This window comes from Exiguobacterium aurantiacum (assembly GCF_024362205.1).
In the GTDB taxonomy this organism is placed as follows: Bacteria; Bacillota; Bacilli; order Exiguobacteriales; family Exiguobacteriaceae; genus Exiguobacterium; species Exiguobacterium aurantiacum_B.
Genome location: NZ_CP101462.1, coordinates 1,410,966 through 1,428,961, shown reverse-complemented (window position 1 = coordinate 1,428,961; position 17,996 = coordinate 1,410,966). Strand labels below are relative to the sequence as shown.

Here is a 17,996-nt window from a genome sequence, read left to right as displayed (position 1 = left end):
TGCATACCAGACAGGCCAAGACGATCGTCTTGGCCTGTTAGCGTTTAAAGATCCATTTTTTCTGGACATAATAGCTGACGACGAACAAGAAGCTGTCGACGAACACTTTAATCCACACTTCACCGTCGCGGATGACATAGAACAGCGCAAAGACGAGACCGGCCGACAGCGCCATCTGCAATCCGACGAGCCCGAAGTATTTCGGCATCGCCCGCTTCGCCTTCGAATGGAACACGATCTTCCGATTGACGAAATAATTGAACAACGATGACATAATGCGGGCCACAACCGTCGCGATCAAGACGTGCGTCGTCTCGAACCATGGATTCAACAAATAGACGAACAAGGCATAGAACCCGATATCTAACAAAAACGATGCGACCGATGACAAGGAATAGGCCAAAAACATGCGATAAATGAGAATCGAGTCAATCACCGGCCGGAAATGGGACGAGGCGTTCTCGGCCACATAGACGGTCTGAATTGGTGTCTGATGGATCGGGACTTGCAGTCGTTTCGTGAACGTCAACATGTTCATCTCGAACTCGTAACGGTTCCCCGGCACATCGAGCAATTGTTCCGCATACCGGAGCGGGATCGCCCGGAGGCCGGTCTGCGTGTCCTTCAGACGAAGACCGCTCCCGAGCAACATGACACCACGCGTCATCTGATTTCCGAATCGGCTCCGGAACGGGATGTCGGACCCGGAAAAGTCGCGGCAGCCCATAATCAAATGGTGGGGCCAACGGACCCCCTCTTCATACAGCTTTAAGACGTCGGCCGGCAGATGTTGCCCATCCGCATCGACCGTGATGACCCCGTTCGTTCTAGGGAAATGCTGAACGACATGTCGAATCCCGGTCTTCAACGCTGCACCCTTCCCTTGATTTCGAGCATGTTCGAGCACCGTGACCCATTTCCCGACCTCGTCAAAGACAGGGCGGGACGTCTCTGCACTCCCATCGTTCACGACGAACAGATGGACGAATCCTTCTGCTTTCAACTCCCGGACAAGTGTGACGAGCGCTTGATCGGGGTTATATGCGGGGATTAATATGACGTAATCATCAAGACGTTCCACGGAATGCATTTGCATCGCCACCCCTCCTTCCCTCCTTCTATACCCAAGTGAGTGAAAAGTGATTCCTCGAACCGCCTCAAACAAAAAACACGATGTCCGAGGACACCGTGTGGTTAATCAACCGATGAAGATAAAGTAAGACGACGCGAAATAGACGAGGACGACGAGCACGGACGGCAAGACGTAGCGGAACTTCGACGTGACATCTTTGCGAAGAACACTGTACATGACCAAGACCGACAAAATCGTGATTCCAATCGCCGTCACCAAGTGTGACGTTGACACATCAGCCAAAATCGAGCCGCCTCGGTAGAAGACGTCCGACATCGCGATGATGAGCATATTGAAGATGTTACTCCCCAAGATTGAACCGAATGCCAAGTTGACGTTACCAAGCTTCAAGGCGACGAAGACGGCGACCGCTTCTGGGAGCGATGTCGAGGCCGCGATCAAGAAGCTACCGACAAAGCTTGAACCGAGTCCGGTCACGACGGCGATTTGATCACCTAATACCGAGAGCGCTGTTCCGGCCGCCATGATGACGAGGGCGGCCATGATGAAGCCGATAACCGCACGCTTGATCGGAATCGAGTCGGTGACGCTGACGCCAACCTCTTGCTCGACTTCCCGTTCTGTCGACGGTTCTTTCGGACGTTTTCCGATATAGTAAATTCCAATCGCGTACAACCCGGCAATCAATAATGCATCGATGCCGATCCCAAGAATCGTGAAGTCGATGCGGATGACGAGTGCGAGCATCGTCACGAGTGTCAACATCAAACCGAGACTTGCCGTGTAGAGGTGGTCCCGACTCGCTTCGTTAAATAGACGTTTCTGACGATAATACAAGTCGAACATCGCCAAGATGAAGATGTTGAACAAGTTCGAGCCGAGCATGTTCCCGATAGCGATATCCGGGTTGTTGATCATGACGGCCGAGACGCTCGTCGTCACTTCCGGCAATGATGTCGCCCCGGCAAGCAACACGGTCCCGACGAGCATGCCGCTCATCGTTGACTTCTCGCTGATGACGTCGGCGTACGTCGATAGTTTGATGGCGGCATACACGGTCAGTGCAGCGGCCAAGATGAAGTAAATGAATACCATATTCCTGTGTCTCCCCTTTTTCAAAAATTCAAAAAAGACCTTTTTATGGACGCCGAATAAGCATCCATAAAAAGGTCTCGCGGACTTGGTTCAGAAGCTCGATGGACCGAGTGCATTGCACCGTAATGACGACCCACCGACCACATTCGTGGTCGCTACTCCCCCTCTTATGTTCACGACGAATATATCACGTTTAAGGTCACTTGACAATCATTTCACTCGAGCTGCGCGACGATATCGTCCGATTGCAGTGCCATTCGATACGATAATTCATCAATCGCTTGAAGTGCCGGGAGCGACAAGTGTTCCCAAAGTCCTGCTTCTTTCAATTGAGCCGACAAGGCGTCAAGTTCAGGTTGGTTGACCTCGAATCCGTGGCGATACCCTTCACGCATCGTCTCATTCAGTTCAAAAGCGGTCTGACAAAGCGTCGTCGTCTCTTGAAGCCAATCTTCTTCGCGGAACCCGTGTTTGATGACGTCGAAGAGCTTCTCGAGCTTCTCGGTCCGCCCTTCTTCGACACCGTAAAACAGCAGATTCAATTCCGTCTCGAACGCTTCGATGAGCGTCGTTGTCTGCGCGAACGGCTTCAACGCTTGGAGCAGTTCGTGATAATACCAGGACTGGTCGCGAAGCGGTCGTTTGAAGCGGTCCCATACTTGTTTGCCGGCAGACTCGACGTCGATTCGAATCGAGCGCAGATTATGTAACTTGTCTGCCGCCAAGAGTGCCACTTCATCATACTGCATCGTCCGCACATTCTGAATCGTCATCCGCTTACGTTCCTCCCAAGACAGGTGTTTCCCTGGCTCGGACACAGCTTCGACTAATCGAGTCACCTCATGTCCGAAACGCTCACTCAGTTCGTCCGGTGTGGTCAACGTATCTTCGAGCAAGTCATGGAGCAGTCCGGCCGTGACGACCGGGACGGGTTGTCGATCCTCGACGAGCAACATCGAGACGGCGACGGGATGGGTCAAGTAGGGAATGTTCGTTCCTTTTCGAAACTGTCCGTCATGACGGACGGCCGCGAATCGGAGTGCCTCTTCAATCAGCTGATGCACGACGCTTCCTCCTTCACATGTTCAATGTACTCCCCATCCTATACCCATCACTAGGTCTTTGCACGCATACCCTCCATTAAAAGATAGGGTAATGGTCCCGGTTTTGTGACTTAAGGTTCATATATCATCTTTTTCGTCATGCCACCATCGACGATCAAGTTTTGCCCGTTAACGAAATCATTTTTCTCATCAATCAAATAGGCGACGGCCCGAACGATATCATCCGGCTCCCCGACCCGCCCTGACGGATGTTGCGCGTGGTCGATCTCACGAAGGTCTTCCTCCGAGGTATGGATCCATCCGGGACTGATTGCATTCACCGTGATCGGTCGCTCAGCCAAGGAGACCGCCATCGACTGGGTCAACGAAACGATTCCACCTTTGGAAGCGCCGTACGCTTCCCAATCTGCCTCGTTCTGGAGTGCCCGGGTCGACGCCACGTTGATGATGCGACCGAAGTCAGCCCCTTCATTTAACGTTAAAAATGATTTCGAACATGCGAACGTCCCGACGAGATTGACGTCAATCACGTGTTTGAACGTCTCGACGTCGAGTTCGGTCATCGGTTTGACGAGTGAAGACACGCCACCGTTATTGATGAGCACGTGGGCGGTGCCGACTTCTTGCTGAATCTTCGTGAACACACGGGCCACACCTTGATGATCCCCTAGGTCCATCTGATGGAACGTTACCCCGTCAAGTTGTGGGTCTTCCCCGATATCGAGTCCGATGACTCGATAGTCGTCGCTGAAGTGACGGGCCAGTGCATACCCAATCCCTTGGCTGACGCCCGTGATAATCATGATTTGTTTCATATACATCCCTCCTGGAGACTCACATACCCGGATTCAACGTAAACGAGTCCTATTTGATCGTCCACAGACGTTGGTCTGACGTCGTCACGACCATCGCCCCGGCCTCGAGGGCGGCCTCGACTTCGTCAGACGATGAGATCAGCCCACCAGCGAAGACCGGGATATTCGTCGCTGCCTTCACGGACCGGATATATTTCGGGACAAGGCCAGGCAACACCTCGATGTAATCCGGCTGGGTGCGGTTGATGAGGCGATAACTCTTCTCGAGCGAGCTCGAATCGATCAAAAACAGACGTTGTACCGTTTTGACTTGTTTTTGTTTCGCCTTTAAGATGACACTGCCTTTTGTCGAGATGATCCCATACGGGCGATACGTCTGACAAATATACTCGGTCGCATATTCATCTGCTTTTAGTCCTTGAATCAAATCGAGATGGACGAACACTTGCTTGTCATGGGCCGCTAACAACTGGAATACGCCATCGAGCCGGGCGACGTGCACTTCGAGCAGCACACCGACGTTGAACGGTCCTTTCACAAACGTCTCGATGTCTCGCATGTCTCGGAGCGCGGGTAAAATGGTTTGACCTTCTATCATATGGACACGTCCTTTTCTGCATATCATGTTTTCATTATCTGAATAACGACAAGCGGAAATCAAGGTTTACCGATTCAATATAGCGGGAAAATAATTTTAACTTATGCAGAGAGGGAGTAGCGATATGGTGAATGAAGTAGAAGTTCGAATCGAGACACCGACACCGGAGGAGCATCAGCGTCTTCGCGTCAAAGCGGGCATGCCGAAGCGTTCCGACTCGGGGACGGTGAAGGGCCTCGCCAACACGCTATATGGCGTCTGTTTATATAAGGACGACACGATGGTCGGCATGGGCCGCGTCGTCGGGGATGGCGGGATGGTGTTCCATCTTGTCGACATCGTCGTCGATCCCGAGTGTCAAGGTCTTGGGCTCGGTAAATTGATTATGGAACAGTTGATGGAGTGGATTCTGCAAGAAGCAGACGACACGTCGATCATCAGTTTAATCGCCGATATCCCGGCTGACGGACTGTACCGCCATTTTGGATTTGACTACTCTCGACCCGAGTCGGTCGGGATGGAATATCAGTGGAAGCAGGACTGATATGTCCCCGGATCCGACTTTAATACGCAGGAGGTGACATATGGATTCGAACCTGATTGTTTTGCTCGGCTTGGCGCTGGCAGTCATCTCTATCCTTAGCCTCCTAATCGAGCGGTTGTTCTTTCCGAGTATTCTCGCGTTCATCGCCATTGGGGTCGCCATCGGCTTCTTCTGGGACGGGAATGAGGTCTTCAAGATTGCCGGGGAGATCGGAATCATCTTGTTATTTTTCCTACTCGGTTTAAAGTTTCCACTGAGCGAGCTCGTCAAGCGAATGAAACAAGTATGGAAAGCAGGAGTTCTAGATGTCCTTCTCGCCTTCGGGGTCACGATTGGAATCGCTTTGTTGTTTGGTCTCGACTTCTCACAAGCATTTTTGATCGGCGCCGTCCTATATGCGACGAGTTCGTCTATTTCAGCGAAACTTCTCGAGCGACATTCTGAAAAACATGAAGATGTGAAAGAGTTTGTACTGGCGCTCCTCATCTTTGAGGACATTTTCGCCCCGCTCATTTTGACCGTTGCCCCGTTCATCATCCAAGACGAACCGATCGCTTTCACCGACATCGGGAAAGTGTTCGCTGGATTTGTGATTTTTGGAGTGCTCCTCTTCATCGGGTCTCGTTTCGTTTTGAACCGACAGCGGTTCGTCAAACATTTGTTGCGACAAGATGATGCGAGCATCGGGTTGATCGGGTTGATTCTATTTTTCGCCGGGATCGGGATGGTGTTTGGGCTGTCCGAAATCCTCGGGGCGTTCATCGCCGGCATCATGCTTGCGGGTATCCATGACGTGCGGCCATTGAAACGGTTGACGGTCCCCGTCCGCGACTTGTTCTTACCGATTTTCTTCATCTCGTTCGGGATCTCGATCAACCTCGAGCAAGGCGTCATCGTCAATGCGCTCTTCTTCGTCCTGATCGTTTGGGGAGTTTTGTCAAAGTGGATTGTCGGCCGCGTCGGAGGTCGCATGTATGGCTTGACGCGGGTGCAGGCGAACGAGGCCGGATTCTCACTCGCCCCGCGCGGCGAGTTCTCGATTCTCTTTACCGCCCTATCGAACGGAGCGATCAACTTGTTCGTCGGCCTTTATATTTTTGTCTCAGCCATCGTCGGCATCGTCTTGTTCCGCTTCTCTGAGATTCTTGCTAACAAGATGGAAGAAAAACTTGAGAAAGTACTTCCCGATGAGACAAAAAATAAAGAAGATCAATGATAGGACACAAAGGAGGACCTTCGCGTGAAGGTCCTCCTTTGTTCGTCAAAATGATGATGCTTGTTTCGACTGTTTTTTCTTGCGTTTCTTGCGCCAGATGAAAAAGACAATCAAACTGACGGCCAATAACCCATAAATCGCGTACGAATACACATCTAAATATCGTAAGATCGATTCCCAATTCTCGCCGACACGGATGCCGATATAAATAAGAATCATGTTCCAAATGACCGTGCCGGCCGTACTGAGTAACAAGAACTTCAGAAACGGCATATTCGACATGCCGGCCGGTAACGAGATCAAGCTTCGGACGACGGGCATCAATCGTCCAAAGAACACCATCCAGCCCCCATACTTGTCGAACCAAGCATCTGCCCGTCGAACGTCCGCGATATCGAGTCGAATCCATTTCCCGTATTTCTTCGTCCACTTCTCAATCTGTTCGACATCGAGATAGAGACCGATGCCGTATAATAAAACGGCTCCTAAAATGGCACCGGCTGTCGCAGCGAAAATGACGAGCGGGACATTCAAATCAGTCTTCACGGCAAAGAATCCACCGAACAAGAGCACGACCTCTGACGGAATCGGCGGGAACACATTTTCAATAAAGATCATGAACGCGATACCGAAATAACCGAACTGTTCAATGACCTGGATCATCCACTCTCTCATATCGTTCAACCTCCACTATCCCCTATTATACCCCTCACCTCACATCAAAAACCGTCCCGACGTGCTAAAATGAAGTACTTGAACGAAAGCGAGGAAACGACAATGAACGAACCGATACGTTGCCCTTGGTGTGGCACGGACCCCATGTACGTCCGTTATCACGACGAGGAATGGGGCAAACCCGTCCATGATGATCAGAAGCACTTCGAATGTTTGACCCTTGAGAGCGCCCAGGCCGGCCTCAGTTGGATCACGATTTTACGAAGGCGCGACCGTTACCGGGAAGCCTACGCCAACTTCGACGTCGAAGCGGTCGCCTCGTTCGATGAAACGGATCTTGAACGGTTGTTGACCAATCCCGGTATCGTTCGGAACCGCCGGAAAATCGAGGCGTCAATCAATAATGCCAAGCGCTTCATCGAGATTCAACAAGAGTTCGGGACGTTCGATGCCTACATCTGGTCGTTCGTCGACAATACGGTGATCAATAACCAATGGGCGGCCAATGACGACATCCCCGCAACGACCGAACTGTCTCATCAAGTGAGCAAAGACCTGAAGCGGCGCGGATTCAAATTTTTAGGACCTACGACTGTCTATGCACATCTGCAGGCGACCGGACTCGTCAATGACCACTTGACCGCTTGCTTCGCTAAATAATTTGATTATTTGGTCAATCCCTCAATAAAATCGTGCACTTGATTCAGTTTTGTGACAAAATTTTGTCATGGTGCATACCATAAGCATTGAGAGCGTTTTCATTATGATTGAGGGGGATGTTTTATGAACGGGATTTTAATATCCATCACCGTTTACATGGCGCTCATGGTACTACTCGGCGTCATCGCCTATCGGCGGACGGAGAGCATCGGCGACTATATGCTCGGAGGACGAGGCCTAGGTCCGGCCGTCGCCGCCTTGTCGGCCGGTGCTTCCGACATGAGTGGTTGGCTGTTGATGGGACTACCGGGTGCGATGTTCGCGACCGGGCTCTCGAGCGGATGGATCGTCATCGGGTTGACGATCGGCGCGTACTTGAACTGGTTGCTCGTCGCACCTCGCTTGCGGACGTACTCGTATTTGTCCGAAGATGCCATCACGATCCCGGACTTTTTCGAGAAACGATTTAAAGATTCACGCGGCACGTTGCGGACGTTCTCGGCGGCTGTGACACTCGTGTTTTTCACCCTCTATGCCACGAGCGGGTTCGTGGCCGGAGGACGCTTGTTCAATGCCGTCTTTGGAATCGGGTTCGGGACCGGCGTCTTGATTTTGGCATCGATTATCATCATCTATACGTTCATCGGAGGATTTTTGGCGGTCAGTTGGACGGACTTCGTCCAAGGACTCATCATGTTGTTCGCCCTCATCCTCGTCCCGGCCATCGCCATCGCGGCGACCGACGGGGTAAGCGCCGCCTTCCAGACAATCGGTGACATCGATGAGGCGTTGCTTGATCCGCTGACCGGTCAGTCACTCATCGGCATCGTCTCACTTTTCGCCTGGGGGCTCGGTTATTTCGGGCAACCGCACATCATCGTCCGATTCATGGCCATCGAGAAGTTGCAGGACATCAAGAAGGCACGACGGATCGGCATCTCGTGGATGCTGTTCACTGTCGTCGGCGCGATGGCGACCGGTCTGTTCGGCCTGGCCTATTATACCCAGCGCGGACTTGAGATCGATAACCCAGAAAACATTTTTATCAATCTATCTGATTTATTATTCATCGATCTCATCACCGGCGTCTTGCTCGCGGCGTTGCTCGCGGCGATCATGTCGACCATCTCGTCACAGCTCCTCGTCTCATCGAGTGCTGCGACGACAGACTTCTATCAGAAGTTCTTCCGAAAAACGGCTGGCGACCGTGAGCTCGTCATGGTCGGCCGGATCACGGTCATCCTCGTGTCGCTCATCTCGATTTGGCTGGCATTCGGCGCGGACGATACGATTTTGAACTTGGTCGGTTACGCCTGGGCCGGATTCGGCTCGTCGTTCGGTCCACTCATCTTGTTCAGCCTGTTCTGGAAACGGACGACGCGACAAGGAGCACTCGCAGGTATGCTTGTCGGGGCATTCATCGTCATCGTCTGGAAAAACTTTGCCGCCGATTGGTTCGGGACCGTCGGTGAGCTCTATGAAATGATTCCAGCGTTCTTCTTGTCGAGCCTTGCTATTTATGTCGTCAGTCTGATGACACCACCACCGAGCTCGACGATCACGAACGAGTTCGAGGAAATGGAACACATCTTGAAGACAGAACGGATTTAACAATCGGAGTGCCATGCTACTATAGCCTGGCACTTTTTCTTGTCGCCTAACAAGGAAATCTAGATTTCATAACGAATGGTACATATAGATCAAATTGAATCAGATGAAAGGAAGTGACTCGTCCGTTGAAACGAGTAATCCCGTATAAACAAGCCCTGTTGACCTTGCCCCTCCTCCTGCTGTTCGGTTGCGCGACCGCCGATGTCGAGACGTCCCCGGAACAATCGGAGACCCCACCGCCCGAGACCGAAGCGGAGGCGCCTGCCCCCGTTCCAGAAGAACCAGAACCTGTAGTAACGACGTCGTCAGTCTATGCGATTGGCGACATCTTATTGCATGATACGGTGTATAACGCCGCCAAGAGCGGAGACGGTTATGATTTTACGGCCGCCTTCGAACCAATCGCCCCGATTTTGACCGAGGCCGACATCGCTATCGCCAACCAAGAGAGCATGATCGGTGGCAGTGAGATCGGCTTATCGAGTTACCCGGCTTTTAACAGTCCGTATGAGGTCGGCGACGCGCTCCAAGACTCAGGCGTCGATTTGGTGACGACGGCGAACAACCACACGCTCGATCGTGGTGTCACGGCCATCGAGAATTCGATTGCGCACTGGAACGAGATCGGTATGCCGTATACGGGTTCGTTCTTATCGGAAGCGGACAAAGCCGAGATTCGGACGTTGACTGAGAATGACATCTCGTTCGCGTTTCTCGCCTATACGTACGGCACGAATGGTGTCGTTCCGAAACAACCGTATCACGTCAATTATATTGACCTTGAGGCGATGACTCCTGAGATTGAAGCGGCCGAGCAAGCAGCCGATATCACCGTCGTCTCACTCCACTTCGGAAACGAATATGAAACGGTCCCGAACGAGGCACAACAGACGCTCGTCAAACAACTGTCCGACCTCGGGGTCGACATCATCATCGGCCACCATCCTCACGTCCTCCAACCGGTCGCCTGGGTGGATGGCGCTGAAGGCAATCGGACGTTCGTCGCCTACTCACTCGGAAACTTCCTATCCGGTCAACAAGGTGACGACCGGAATACAGGTGGCATCGTCGGCATCGATGTCGTCAAAACGGTCGAGGCGGATGAGACAACGTTCGAACTCGCCAACCCGATGTTCTATCCGACGTTCACCCGTCGCTCAAATGCTGACGGACCGTTCGAGGTTGTGCCGTTACAGTCGGCCAAGCCTGAGTTGTTCGATGCCACGAGCGAACATATGTCACAGTGGATGCCCGAGCTCGAAATCGTCCAATGAAGAATCACTTTCACAAGTGATTCTTTTTTTTCGCCAAAAAGGTTGCTTTACCGCGAATCATACGTTAAAGTAAGTCGTATATTTATAAATACAGATGAATAATTATGTATAAGGGGTGTAAGGAAATGAAACAAAAACTCGTATTAGCTTATTCAGGTGGACTTGACACATCGGTCGCAATCAAATGGTTGGATGAACAAGGATATGACGTCATCGCCTGCTGTTTGAACGTCGGCGAAGGGAAAGACTTAGAGCGCATTCAACAAAAAGCACTTAAAGTCGGGGCCGTCAAATCGGTCGTCATCGATGCGGTCGATGAGTTCGTCAACGATTTCGCCCGTTATTCGATGCAGGCGCATACAATGTATGAAGGCGTCTATCCACTCGTCTCTGCCCTATCGCGCCCGCTCATCTCGAAGAAGCTAGTCGAGGTCGCACAAGCCGAAGGGGCTATCGCCGTCGCCCACGGTTGTACCGGTAAAGGAAACGACCAGGTCCGGTTCGAAGTATCCATCCACGCGCTCGACCCGTCGCTTGAAATCATCGCACCGGTCCGGGAATGGAAATGGTCACGGGAAGAAGAAATCGCCTATGCCGCCGAGCACGGCATTCCAATCCCAATCGTGCAAGAAGAGCCGTTCTCGATCGACCAAAACATTTGGGGCCGGGCCGTCGAATGCGGTATTCTTGAAGACCCTTGGGCCGCTCCACCAGCGAGCGCCTATGAATTGACAGCACAGCTCGAAGACACACCGAACGAACCGACGTATGTCGAGATTGAATTCAATGCCGGGATCCCGGTCGCCATCAACGGACAAGCGGCGACGTTCACAGCGATTCTTGAGCAACTCAATATCGTCGCCGGGGCACACGGCATCGGAAAAATCGACCATATCGAGAACCGGGTCGTCGGCATCAAATCACGGGAAGTGTACGAGGCACCGGGTGCGATGACGCTCATCACGGCACACCAAGCGCTCGAGGCGCTCACGCTCGTCCGTGAAGTCGCCCATTTCAAACCAATCGTCGAACAGAAATTGACGGAGACGATTTATAACGGCTTATGGTACTCCCCGTTGACGAAAGCGCTCCTCGCCTTCATCGATGAAACGCAACAGACCGTGACCGGTACGGTCCGGATGAAACTGTTCAAAGGGCAAGCCATCGTCGACGGACGGAAATCACCGATCTCGCTCTATGATGAACATCTCGCGACGTACACGTCGGCCGACACGTTCGACCAACAAGCGGCCGTCGGTTTTATCAAGCTATGGGGGCTGCCGACGAAAGTTCAAGCGGAAGTACTAGCGGAGAAAGGAACGATGGTGCATGAGTAAACTATGGGGCGGCCGGTTCGAACAGACGGCCAGTGAATGGGTCGACGAGTTCGGTGCCTCGATTCATTTCGACGCCCAGCTCGTGTTAGAAGATATCGAAGGGAGCATCGCCCACGTGACGATGCTCGGGGAACAACACATTTTGACAGCAGACGAAGTCGCGCAAATTGTCGCGGGATTGAAGACGCTAGCAAAGAAAGCGCAAGCAGATGAATTGATGTTCAACGTCTTCCATGAAGACATCCATATGAATCTCGAGGCGCTGTTGCATGAGGAAATCGGCCCGGTCGCTGGCAAGATGCACACGGCCCGCAGTCGGAACGACCAGGTCGCGACCGACATGCACCTTTATTTGAAGCGCCGCGTCCTCGAGACGATTGAAGGGATCGAAGCCGTGCAGACGGCGCTCTATAACCACGCCGCTCAAAACGTCGAGTCGATCATGCCGGGTTACACGCACTTGCAACGGGCCCAGCCGGTCTCGCTCGCCCATCACTTGCTCGCTTACTTCTGGATGCTCGAGCGTGACAAGGAGCGCTTCAGTGACAGCTTGAAACGGATTGATATGAGCCCGCTCGGTGCCGGAGCCCTCGCCGGGACGACGTTCCCGATCGACCGCCACCGTTCGGCCGAGTTGCTCGGTTTCGCCCAAGTCTATCCGAACAGCCTCGACGCCGTCAGCGACCGTGACTTCATCTTAGAGTTCTTGTCGAATGCGTCGCTGCTCATGATGCACTTGTCACGGTTCTGCGAGGAGTTGATCCTTTGGAGCAGCGAAGAGTATCGGTTCATCACGATCTCTGACGTGTTCTCTACGGGATCGAGCATGATGCCGCAGAAGAAGAACCCGGACATGGCCGAACTCGTCCGCGGAAAGTCAGGTCGTGTCGTCGGCAATCTGATGGGGCTGCTCACCATCATGAAAGGATTGCCACTCGCCTATAACAAAGATTTGCAAGAAGACAAGGAAGGCATGTTCGACACGGTCAAGACGGTCCAAGGTAGCCTCAGCATCATGGCCGGCATGATTCAAGACATGACGTTCCACACCGAGACGATGAAGCAAGCGACCGAGCGTGATTTCTCGAACGCGACCGAACTCGCCGATTATTTGACGGCGAAAGGGATGCCGTTCCGTGAGGCCCATGAAGTGACAGGCACGCTCGTCCGGTATTGTATCGACCAACGTCTGTATTTATCAGAATTACCGATCGAGACGTATCAAACCCACTCTGAGTTGATTGAAGCGGACGTGTACGAGGCACTCTCGCCGGTGACGGCCGTCAAACGTCGCAACAGTTACGGCGGGACGGGCTTCGACTCAGTTCGGATTCAACTGACCGAAGCGAAAGAAAAACTACCGACATATGCCTAAACGATGAGGACCCGGTCAATTTGCGACCAGGTCCTCATTTTTCTGCTTGTCAGACGAAAAAAATGATGTTAACCTTACTTTAGTAAACGTTAACAGAAAAGGGGTTTACATAGTGAGAATTCATGATTTGACACAAGTTGCCATCGGCGCCGCCTTGCTCGCAAGTATCGGCTCCATCGCCATCCCGATCGGACCCGTTCCGATCACCCTGCAGATGCTCGGCATCATGACGGTCGCTTCCGTCCTCGGGGCCAAAAAAGGCGGTCTCGCCGTCGTCGTCTACTTACTGCTCGGTTTGATTGGTCTACCCGTCTTAAGTGGTTCGGGCGGGCTCGCCCCGTTCGTCGGTCCGACGGTCGGTTACTTGATCGCCTTCCCGATCGCTGCCTTTTTGATCGGTTGGTTATCGGAACGGCATCGTTCGTTCCCCGCTCTCGTCGCGTATAACATCCTAATCGGCCTCGGTTTCGTCTATGTAGTCGGCAGCCTCGGTCTCCAAGCCGTGTTCGGCATGACGTTCATCGACGCGCTGAAGGTGAATATCCCATTCATCATCGGCGACCTAATCAAAGCCATCCTAGCCGCAGCCATCGCCTATAAAGTCTCGACGAACCCGCAAATGCGCCGAACCCTCGCCTCGTGAACGTTCAAACGTTTCATCGGAAAGAAGAGGTGGAACGTATATAGTATGGAAGGGGGTGTCCTGATGAGCGATTCAACGTTTAAAAAGCGCTTGATGAAAGCGACCCATATCCATCGCTCCCCGAAAGGACAGCGTCGCGGCAAAGACGAGCCGCAACGTGAAAAACGCGACACCGAGGCGTTCGAACGACGGTTGCGTGAAGCGAAGAGCAAAGTCGGAGAGATTCAAGAGAACATTGATCATATCGCCAGACGTTAACACCCTGTCCTCGGACAGGGTTTTTTGATGCGCTTCAGCATGCGTTATACCGATGGTGATGTTTATACGTAGGATATATCATACTCCGACTACCCCTATAAGAAAGACCCCCGTCTGTAGACGAGGGTCGATCATCACTTCGAACGCGGCCGGATAAATAGCGCTATGATGAACGAAAGCGCGAGGACGACGAGCAGTCCGAGCGAGATGTCGTTGAAGCCGAGCAAGTTAAGCGCGACGCTGATGGCGACAGCGACATAGAAGCCACCGAGCGCCTTCTTGACGAGTTGCGAACTGAACCGCTGCAACTGTTTCGCCCCGATTGGCGAGCCAATCATCGCCCCGGCGATGAGCGCGAGGCCATGCCAATAGTTCGCATCTGCCCCGGCGACGGCATAGTTGATCACGCCTGAGACGACGATGAGGAACGCGGCGGCGATACTCGTCCCGACGGCCCGTTTCATCTCGGTGTTGAGCAGTTTGACTTGAAGCGGGGTCAACACGAACCCGCCGCTGACACCCATGAGTGACGAGATGAACCCGCCGAACAAACCGATGAAACCAAGGCGCGGGACCGACTCAGAACCTACACTTCCCTCTTCATGCTGTTTCGACCGGAAGAACGAGACGGCGAAATACGTCAATAGCGCGATATAGGCTAGCGAGATGACCGGTGTCGCCCCGTCGAGCGTCTCGAGATAGAATACGAGCGGCGTTGCCACCCATGTCCCGACAACCCCAAACACTCCAATCAAAAGGGCGTGTTTCGGATTGACGTTCTTTAATTTAAGATGGGAGATCGTGCCGGCCGTCGTCGACCCGAGTGTGAGCATGAGACTGAGGGCGATGGCTGCACTCGCCTCGTATCCGAAGACGAGCAGGAGCGGCGTGAGTAAAATCCCGCCCCCGATGCCGAAGAAACCGCTCAAAATCCCGATGAGCGTCCCAAGCAGTAGAAACGATAGTAATGCCATTACATCCATGGTAGTCCCTTCTTTCTTTCCTTTTCATAACTAATCATAACAAAAAAGGAGCGCATGTTGCGCCCCCAAAAATTAACGTTACATCAATCACGGATACAAGTCTTCCTCCTGTAAGTAGCCAATAAAGGAATCTTGCAGTTCCCCTTCTGAGTCCACATCATCGAGCAGTAATGTCGCTTCCATGTCTGAATCATTCAGTGGCGAACTACCGTCAATCACCCCGAAGATGTGAGAGACCGTGTCTACCATCACGACTTCAATGATATGCATCATTAACTTTTGTTGCTCTGCGTCCATCTGTTGATACATATGAATCGCTTGACTATACAGTTCGGTATCTGATATCGACACTTCTTGTTCATACATATCCTTATAGTCTGAAAGGGCATCTTGTACGACGGTCGCGTATACTTCTTTTACAAATTGTTCTATTTTTTCTTCCATTTCAGTCGCTCCTTCTATTTTAAACGTCATCGAACGAGAAGTCAGAAGACCGCAGCCGCTCCGCTTCTCGCATCAAGTCTTCATCTATCACTTTTTCCAATAATATGCCGGGTCCGATATGCGTCCGGGCCGCTTCGCGTCGTGCCACGAAGCATATGTCGTCGAAAGCTTCGGTCAGTTGAAAGTACGTTCCATCCGCTCCAGTATCAACCGCTACCCAATCAAACGCTTCAATTGTTTCGATGTTTCCATGCTCCAGTAACGCGTGACTCCAATAGTTAATCCAACTCACCTCACGCACTTTCAAGAACCAGAAATCATCCCGTTCATACGTCCAGAACATCGTCTCGTTTAAAAGTTGGTCTGTATCGACAAATACGTCCCTATCCAAATCTAGTTCAATTGATGCCCGATAAGGTCTCCACGTCTCACATACAAAGCGAAACAAGTCTGTCCATTTGGTTTGTTCTAACTGAAATTGCTGTTTACTGATTGCAAAGTGAAAGCCTGCACTGCCTGACAATCCGCCTCGAGGGTAAATATTCGTGTAGCTCTGCCGTTTCTCTAATCTGCCGATAAAACTATAGGTATCCTCGAGTCCTTCGATCCACATTTCTTTAAATATTTCTGTAGTGAACGATTGCTTGACCGGCTCGAAAAATCCAACTCTTGACAGTTGTACCTCGAACTGATTCAACAATTCCAAAAAGTTCTCTGCGTGACTTCTTGTCCCAATGTCCTGTTCAAAACAGAACATTAACGAAATTGTCTCCATACCTACCACTCCATTATTCATTAGTTGCAGCGAATTCATCGAATACGTAATCGGCCCCTAATTGTTTGCTTTTCGCAACGTACGTCAAGGTAGAAACGGCGGCGGCAAGATTTTAGTCATCTCTTGTTGTAACTGTCTATGGAATTCCACCATCTCGTCCTTCGTGACAAGCAACGCATCAACCCGCTTCGGTCCTAGCTTGTTATAGAATACCCATTTGAAAAGGTCATCCTGATCATTTTCGATTCGCAACACAAAATAAGGTTCGACCGGATTCAATATAACCCGCTTTAACAAACCACTCAACATCAATTCCATATGACTCAATAAGTCCTCATACTCCGACTTTAGGAGCAGCGAACCGTAAAAATCGAAGACGATTTCATTCTGAACCTTGATGTGGAACAGAGAAGCGATGAACGGGTCATCCCCGTTTTCGGCATACTTTCTAGGAAACAACTTGATATACAATTCTTGATTCTTAATGATCGCCACCTGCTCACTCCATTCCCTACCTTGCCTCTAATAATGACTCGTGCATGTTCGATTCGGTTCCATAGATTAATTCGGAACCTTTTGAGCGAACAGAGTCCAGGTTTCCCCAGACTCCTCGTTTACAACACGCGCTCTAAAAATTCGAATACCGTCTGGCGATATTCGGTTTGGAACGAACGGTGCGACTGAACGTGCCCATCATTCTCGGTCACCCACAGCTCGACTTCCTCCCCGGCCGCGGCCAATTGCTCGCTCTCGCTCACTGGGATGGCATCGTCACCTTGACTATGAATCAATAACACCGGTGCCTCGATTTGAGCGATATCGTCAATCGGTTTGACCATATCCGCATCGAGCCCCGTGAACCACGGCGTCACCGTCATGATGACCGGTGTGAACGGAAAGTTCGGCAAATCGCTCCAAATCGGCAGATTCGTCTCGAGATAGCCACGGAGATCACTGAAAGGGCTATCGGCGATGACGGCGGCCACATCTGTCTCGTCAGCCGTCGCGAGCGCCGTCGCGGCACCCATCGAGACACCGAACAAGACGATTGGCCCGTCCGAACGTTCCTTCGCGTATTTGATAGCGGCAGCAAGGTCTGCTTGTTCTTTCGCCCCGACCGTCACACGGTCACCTTCTGAAATACCTGATCCACGAAAATCGAACGTCAGAAACTGATACCCTTGCTCATGGAACTCCGGAATTAATTCCTTGAGTGGCAAATCAGATTGTTCCCGGTTCTTCCCGTAACCATGTGCGAAGACGATCGTCGCGCGCGGCGTCGGGTGTGGAATCCACCAGCCGTATAAATCATGTTGATCCTCTGATTCAATCGTGATGTTCTCATACTTGACGCCTAGCGTCTTCGGGGTAAATGTCAACGTCTCCCGTTCAGGTGACGTCAATTGATCCCCAATGTGGGCCGAGATGCCCACGACGGCAAGAAACGCGACGAGAACCAACACCCCGACAGCGATTCCTACATATTTGACCCAGCGATTCATTGAACTGCCCCTCTCCATTGTCGACTTGCTTTAA

At 51.9% G+C, this 17,996-nt stretch carries 20 protein-coding genes; 9 read left to right on the top strand and 11 right to left on the bottom strand.

Translation table 11 applies throughout. From position 1 onward, the window contains the following. Positions 1–37: 37 nt before the first annotated feature. The 5 genes from NMQ00_RS07410 to NMQ00_RS07390 form a co-directional block, all read right to left on the bottom strand. Positions 38–1,096, bottom strand: coding sequence for a bifunctional glycosyltransferase family 2/GtrA family protein (locus NMQ00_RS07410; RefSeq protein WP_255178563.1), 1,059 nt, complete (start codon positions 1,094–1,096; stop codon positions 38–40). Between the two features lie 102 nt (positions 1,097–1,198). Next, positions 1,199–2,188, bottom strand: a complete 990-nt coding sequence (locus NMQ00_RS07405; protein ID WP_255178562.1) for a sodium:calcium antiporter — start codon at positions 2,186–2,188, stop codon at positions 1,199–1,201. 215 nt (positions 2,189–2,403) lie between these two features. After that, a complete protein-coding gene (locus tag NMQ00_RS07400) occupies positions 2,404–3,252 on the bottom strand; it encodes an HD domain-containing protein (protein WP_255178561.1) in 849 nt (282 codons plus the stop codon). 110 nt (positions 3,253–3,362) lie between these two features. Next, positions 3,363–4,067 carry an SDR family NAD(P)-dependent oxidoreductase gene (locus tag NMQ00_RS07395; protein ID WP_255178560.1) on the bottom strand — a complete coding sequence of 235 codons (705 nt, stop codon included), beginning with the start codon at positions 4,065–4,067 and terminating at the stop codon, positions 3,363–3,365. 49 nt (positions 4,068–4,116) lie between these two features. After that, on the bottom strand, positions 4,117–4,665 hold the full coding sequence (locus NMQ00_RS07390; RefSeq protein ID WP_255178559.1) for a glycerol-3-phosphate responsive antiterminator: 549 nt from the start codon (positions 4,663–4,665) through the stop codon (positions 4,117–4,119). A 124-nt stretch (positions 4,666–4,789) separates the two neighbouring features. Here NMQ00_RS07390 and NMQ00_RS07385 point away from each other — a divergent pair, with 124 nt between their 5' ends. After that, positions 4,790–5,209 carry a GNAT family N-acetyltransferase gene (locus NMQ00_RS07385; protein WP_255178558.1) on the top strand — a complete coding sequence of 140 codons (420 nt, stop codon included), beginning with the start codon at positions 4,790–4,792 and terminating at the stop codon, positions 5,207–5,209. Between the two features lie 40 nt (positions 5,210–5,249). After that, complete coding sequence (locus NMQ00_RS07380; RefSeq protein WP_255178557.1) at positions 5,250–6,425, top strand: cation:proton antiporter; 1,176 nt, start codon at positions 5,250–5,252, stop codon at positions 6,423–6,425. 45 nt (positions 6,426–6,470) lie between these two features. On the opposite strand, the gene NMQ00_RS07375 is transcribed toward NMQ00_RS07380, so the two are convergent. Beyond that, complete coding sequence (locus tag NMQ00_RS07375; protein ID WP_255178556.1) at positions 6,471–7,100, bottom strand: DedA family protein; 630 nt, start codon at positions 7,098–7,100, stop codon at positions 6,471–6,473. 102 nt (positions 7,101–7,202) lie between these two features. On the opposite strand from NMQ00_RS07375, the gene NMQ00_RS07370 reads away from it, so the two are divergent. From NMQ00_RS07370 to NMQ00_RS07340, 7 genes are all read left to right on the top strand, one after another. Next, on the top strand, positions 7,203–7,760 hold the full coding sequence (locus NMQ00_RS07370) for a DNA-3-methyladenine glycosylase I (protein ID WP_255178555.1): 558 nt from the start codon (positions 7,203–7,205) through the stop codon (positions 7,758–7,760). 123 nt (positions 7,761–7,883) lie between these two features. Beyond that, positions 7,884–9,371: a sodium/proline symporter PutP gene (gene putP / locus NMQ00_RS07365; RefSeq protein ID WP_255178554.1), complete on the top strand. Its 1,488-nt coding sequence runs from the start codon at positions 7,884–7,886 to the stop codon at positions 9,369–9,371. Between the two features lie 125 nt (positions 9,372–9,496). Then, positions 9,497–10,645 carry a CapA family protein gene (locus tag NMQ00_RS07360; RefSeq protein ID WP_255178553.1) on the top strand — a complete coding sequence of 383 codons (1,149 nt, stop codon included), beginning with the start codon at positions 9,497–9,499 and terminating at the stop codon, positions 10,643–10,645. A gap of 125 nt (positions 10,646–10,770) precedes the next feature. Next, positions 10,771–11,982, top strand: a complete 1,212-nt coding sequence (locus NMQ00_RS07355) for an argininosuccinate synthase (protein ID WP_255178552.1) — start codon at positions 10,771–10,773, stop codon at positions 11,980–11,982. Continuing rightward, positions 11,975–13,357, top strand: coding sequence for an argininosuccinate lyase (argH, locus tag NMQ00_RS07350; RefSeq protein ID WP_255178551.1), 1,383 nt, complete (start codon positions 11,975–11,977; stop codon positions 13,355–13,357). The genes NMQ00_RS07355 and argH overlap by 8 nt, the downstream gene beginning before the upstream one ends. A gap of 112 nt (positions 13,358–13,469) precedes the next feature. Beyond that, positions 13,470–14,000 (top strand): biotin transporter BioY, encoded by a 531-nt coding sequence (locus NMQ00_RS07345; RefSeq protein WP_114166267.1) that lies wholly within the window; start codon positions 13,470–13,472, stop codon positions 13,998–14,000. Between the two features lie 63 nt (positions 14,001–14,063). After that, a complete protein-coding gene (locus NMQ00_RS07340; protein ID WP_034777742.1) occupies positions 14,064–14,258 on the top strand; it encodes a hypothetical protein in 195 nt (64 codons plus the stop codon). Between the two features lie 134 nt (positions 14,259–14,392). Here NMQ00_RS07340 and NMQ00_RS07335 read toward each other — a convergent pair whose 3' ends face one another. The 5 genes from NMQ00_RS07335 to NMQ00_RS07315 form a co-directional block, all read right to left on the bottom strand. Beyond that, the gene (locus NMQ00_RS07335) at positions 14,393–15,241 is read right to left on the bottom strand and encodes a sulfite exporter TauE/SafE family protein (RefSeq protein ID WP_255178550.1); all 849 of its coding nucleotides are present in this window, start codon (positions 15,239–15,241) and stop codon (positions 14,393–14,395) included. A gap of 87 nt (positions 15,242–15,328) precedes the next feature. Then, a complete protein-coding gene (locus NMQ00_RS07330) occupies positions 15,329–15,685 on the bottom strand; it encodes a transposase (protein ID WP_255178549.1) in 357 nt (118 codons plus the stop codon). A 19-nt stretch (positions 15,686–15,704) separates the two neighbouring features. Next, the gene (locus NMQ00_RS07325; protein ID WP_255178548.1) at positions 15,705–16,460 is read right to left on the bottom strand and encodes a hypothetical protein; all 756 of its coding nucleotides are present in this window, start codon (positions 16,458–16,460) and stop codon (positions 15,705–15,707) included. A gap of 84 nt (positions 16,461–16,544) precedes the next feature. Beyond that, on the bottom strand, positions 16,545–16,955 hold the full coding sequence (locus NMQ00_RS07320; protein ID WP_255178547.1) for a WapI family immunity protein: 411 nt from the start codon (positions 16,953–16,955) through the stop codon (positions 16,545–16,547). Between the two features lie 119 nt (positions 16,956–17,074). Then, complete coding sequence (locus NMQ00_RS07315) at positions 17,075–17,962, bottom strand: alpha/beta hydrolase (protein ID WP_255178546.1); 888 nt, start codon at positions 17,960–17,962, stop codon at positions 17,075–17,077. Positions 17,963–17,996: the final 34 nt, after the last annotated feature.

Bases quoted from the DNA above. Each gene is read 5' to 3' on its own strand.
- NMQ00_RS07410 (WP_255178563.1), bottom strand. From the start codon at position 1,096: ATGCAAATGCATTCCGTGGAACGTCTTGATGATTACGTCATATTAATC.
- NMQ00_RS07405 (WP_255178562.1), bottom strand. From the start codon at position 2,188: ATGGTATTCATTTACTTCATCTTGGCCGCTGCACTGACCGTGTATGCC.
- NMQ00_RS07395 (WP_255178560.1), bottom strand. From the start codon at position 4,067: ATGAAACAAATCATGATTATCACGGGCGTCAGCCAAGGGATTGGGTAT.
- NMQ00_RS07390 (WP_255178559.1), bottom strand. From the start codon at position 4,665: ATGATAGAAGGTCAAACCATTTTACCCGCGCTCCGAGACATGCGAGAC.
- NMQ00_RS07385 (WP_255178558.1), top strand. From the start codon at position 4,790: ATGGTGAATGAAGTAGAAGTTCGAATCGAGACACCGACACCGGAGGAG.
- NMQ00_RS07380 (WP_255178557.1), top strand. From the start codon at position 5,250: ATGGATTCGAACCTGATTGTTTTGCTCGGCTTGGCGCTGGCAGTCATC.
- NMQ00_RS07375 (WP_255178556.1), bottom strand. From the start codon at position 7,100: ATGAGAGAGTGGATGATCCAGGTCATTGAACAGTTCGGTTATTTCGGT.
- NMQ00_RS07370 (WP_255178555.1), top strand. From the start codon at position 7,203: ATGAACGAACCGATACGTTGCCCTTGGTGTGGCACGGACCCCATGTAC.
- putP (WP_255178554.1), top strand. From the start codon at position 7,884: ATGAACGGGATTTTAATATCCATCACCGTTTACATGGCGCTCATGGTA.
- NMQ00_RS07355 (WP_255178552.1), top strand. From the start codon at position 10,771: ATGAAACAAAAACTCGTATTAGCTTATTCAGGTGGACTTGACACATCG.
- argH (WP_255178551.1), top strand. From the start codon at position 11,975: ATGAGTAAACTATGGGGCGGCCGGTTCGAACAGACGGCCAGTGAATGG.
- NMQ00_RS07340 (WP_034777742.1), top strand. From the start codon at position 14,064: ATGAGCGATTCAACGTTTAAAAAGCGCTTGATGAAAGCGACCCATATC.
- NMQ00_RS07335 (WP_255178550.1), bottom strand. From the start codon at position 15,241: ATGGATGTAATGGCATTACTATCGTTTCTACTGCTTGGGACGCTCATC.
- NMQ00_RS07330 (WP_255178549.1), bottom strand. From the start codon at position 15,685: ATGGAAGAAAAAATAGAACAATTTGTAAAAGAAGTATACGCGACCGTC.
- NMQ00_RS07325 (WP_255178548.1), bottom strand. From the start codon at position 16,460: ATGGAGACAATTTCGTTAATGTTCTGTTTTGAACAGGACATTGGGACA.
- NMQ00_RS07315 (WP_255178546.1), bottom strand. From the start codon at position 17,962: ATGAATCGCTGGGTCAAATATGTAGGAATCGCTGTCGGGGTGTTGGTT.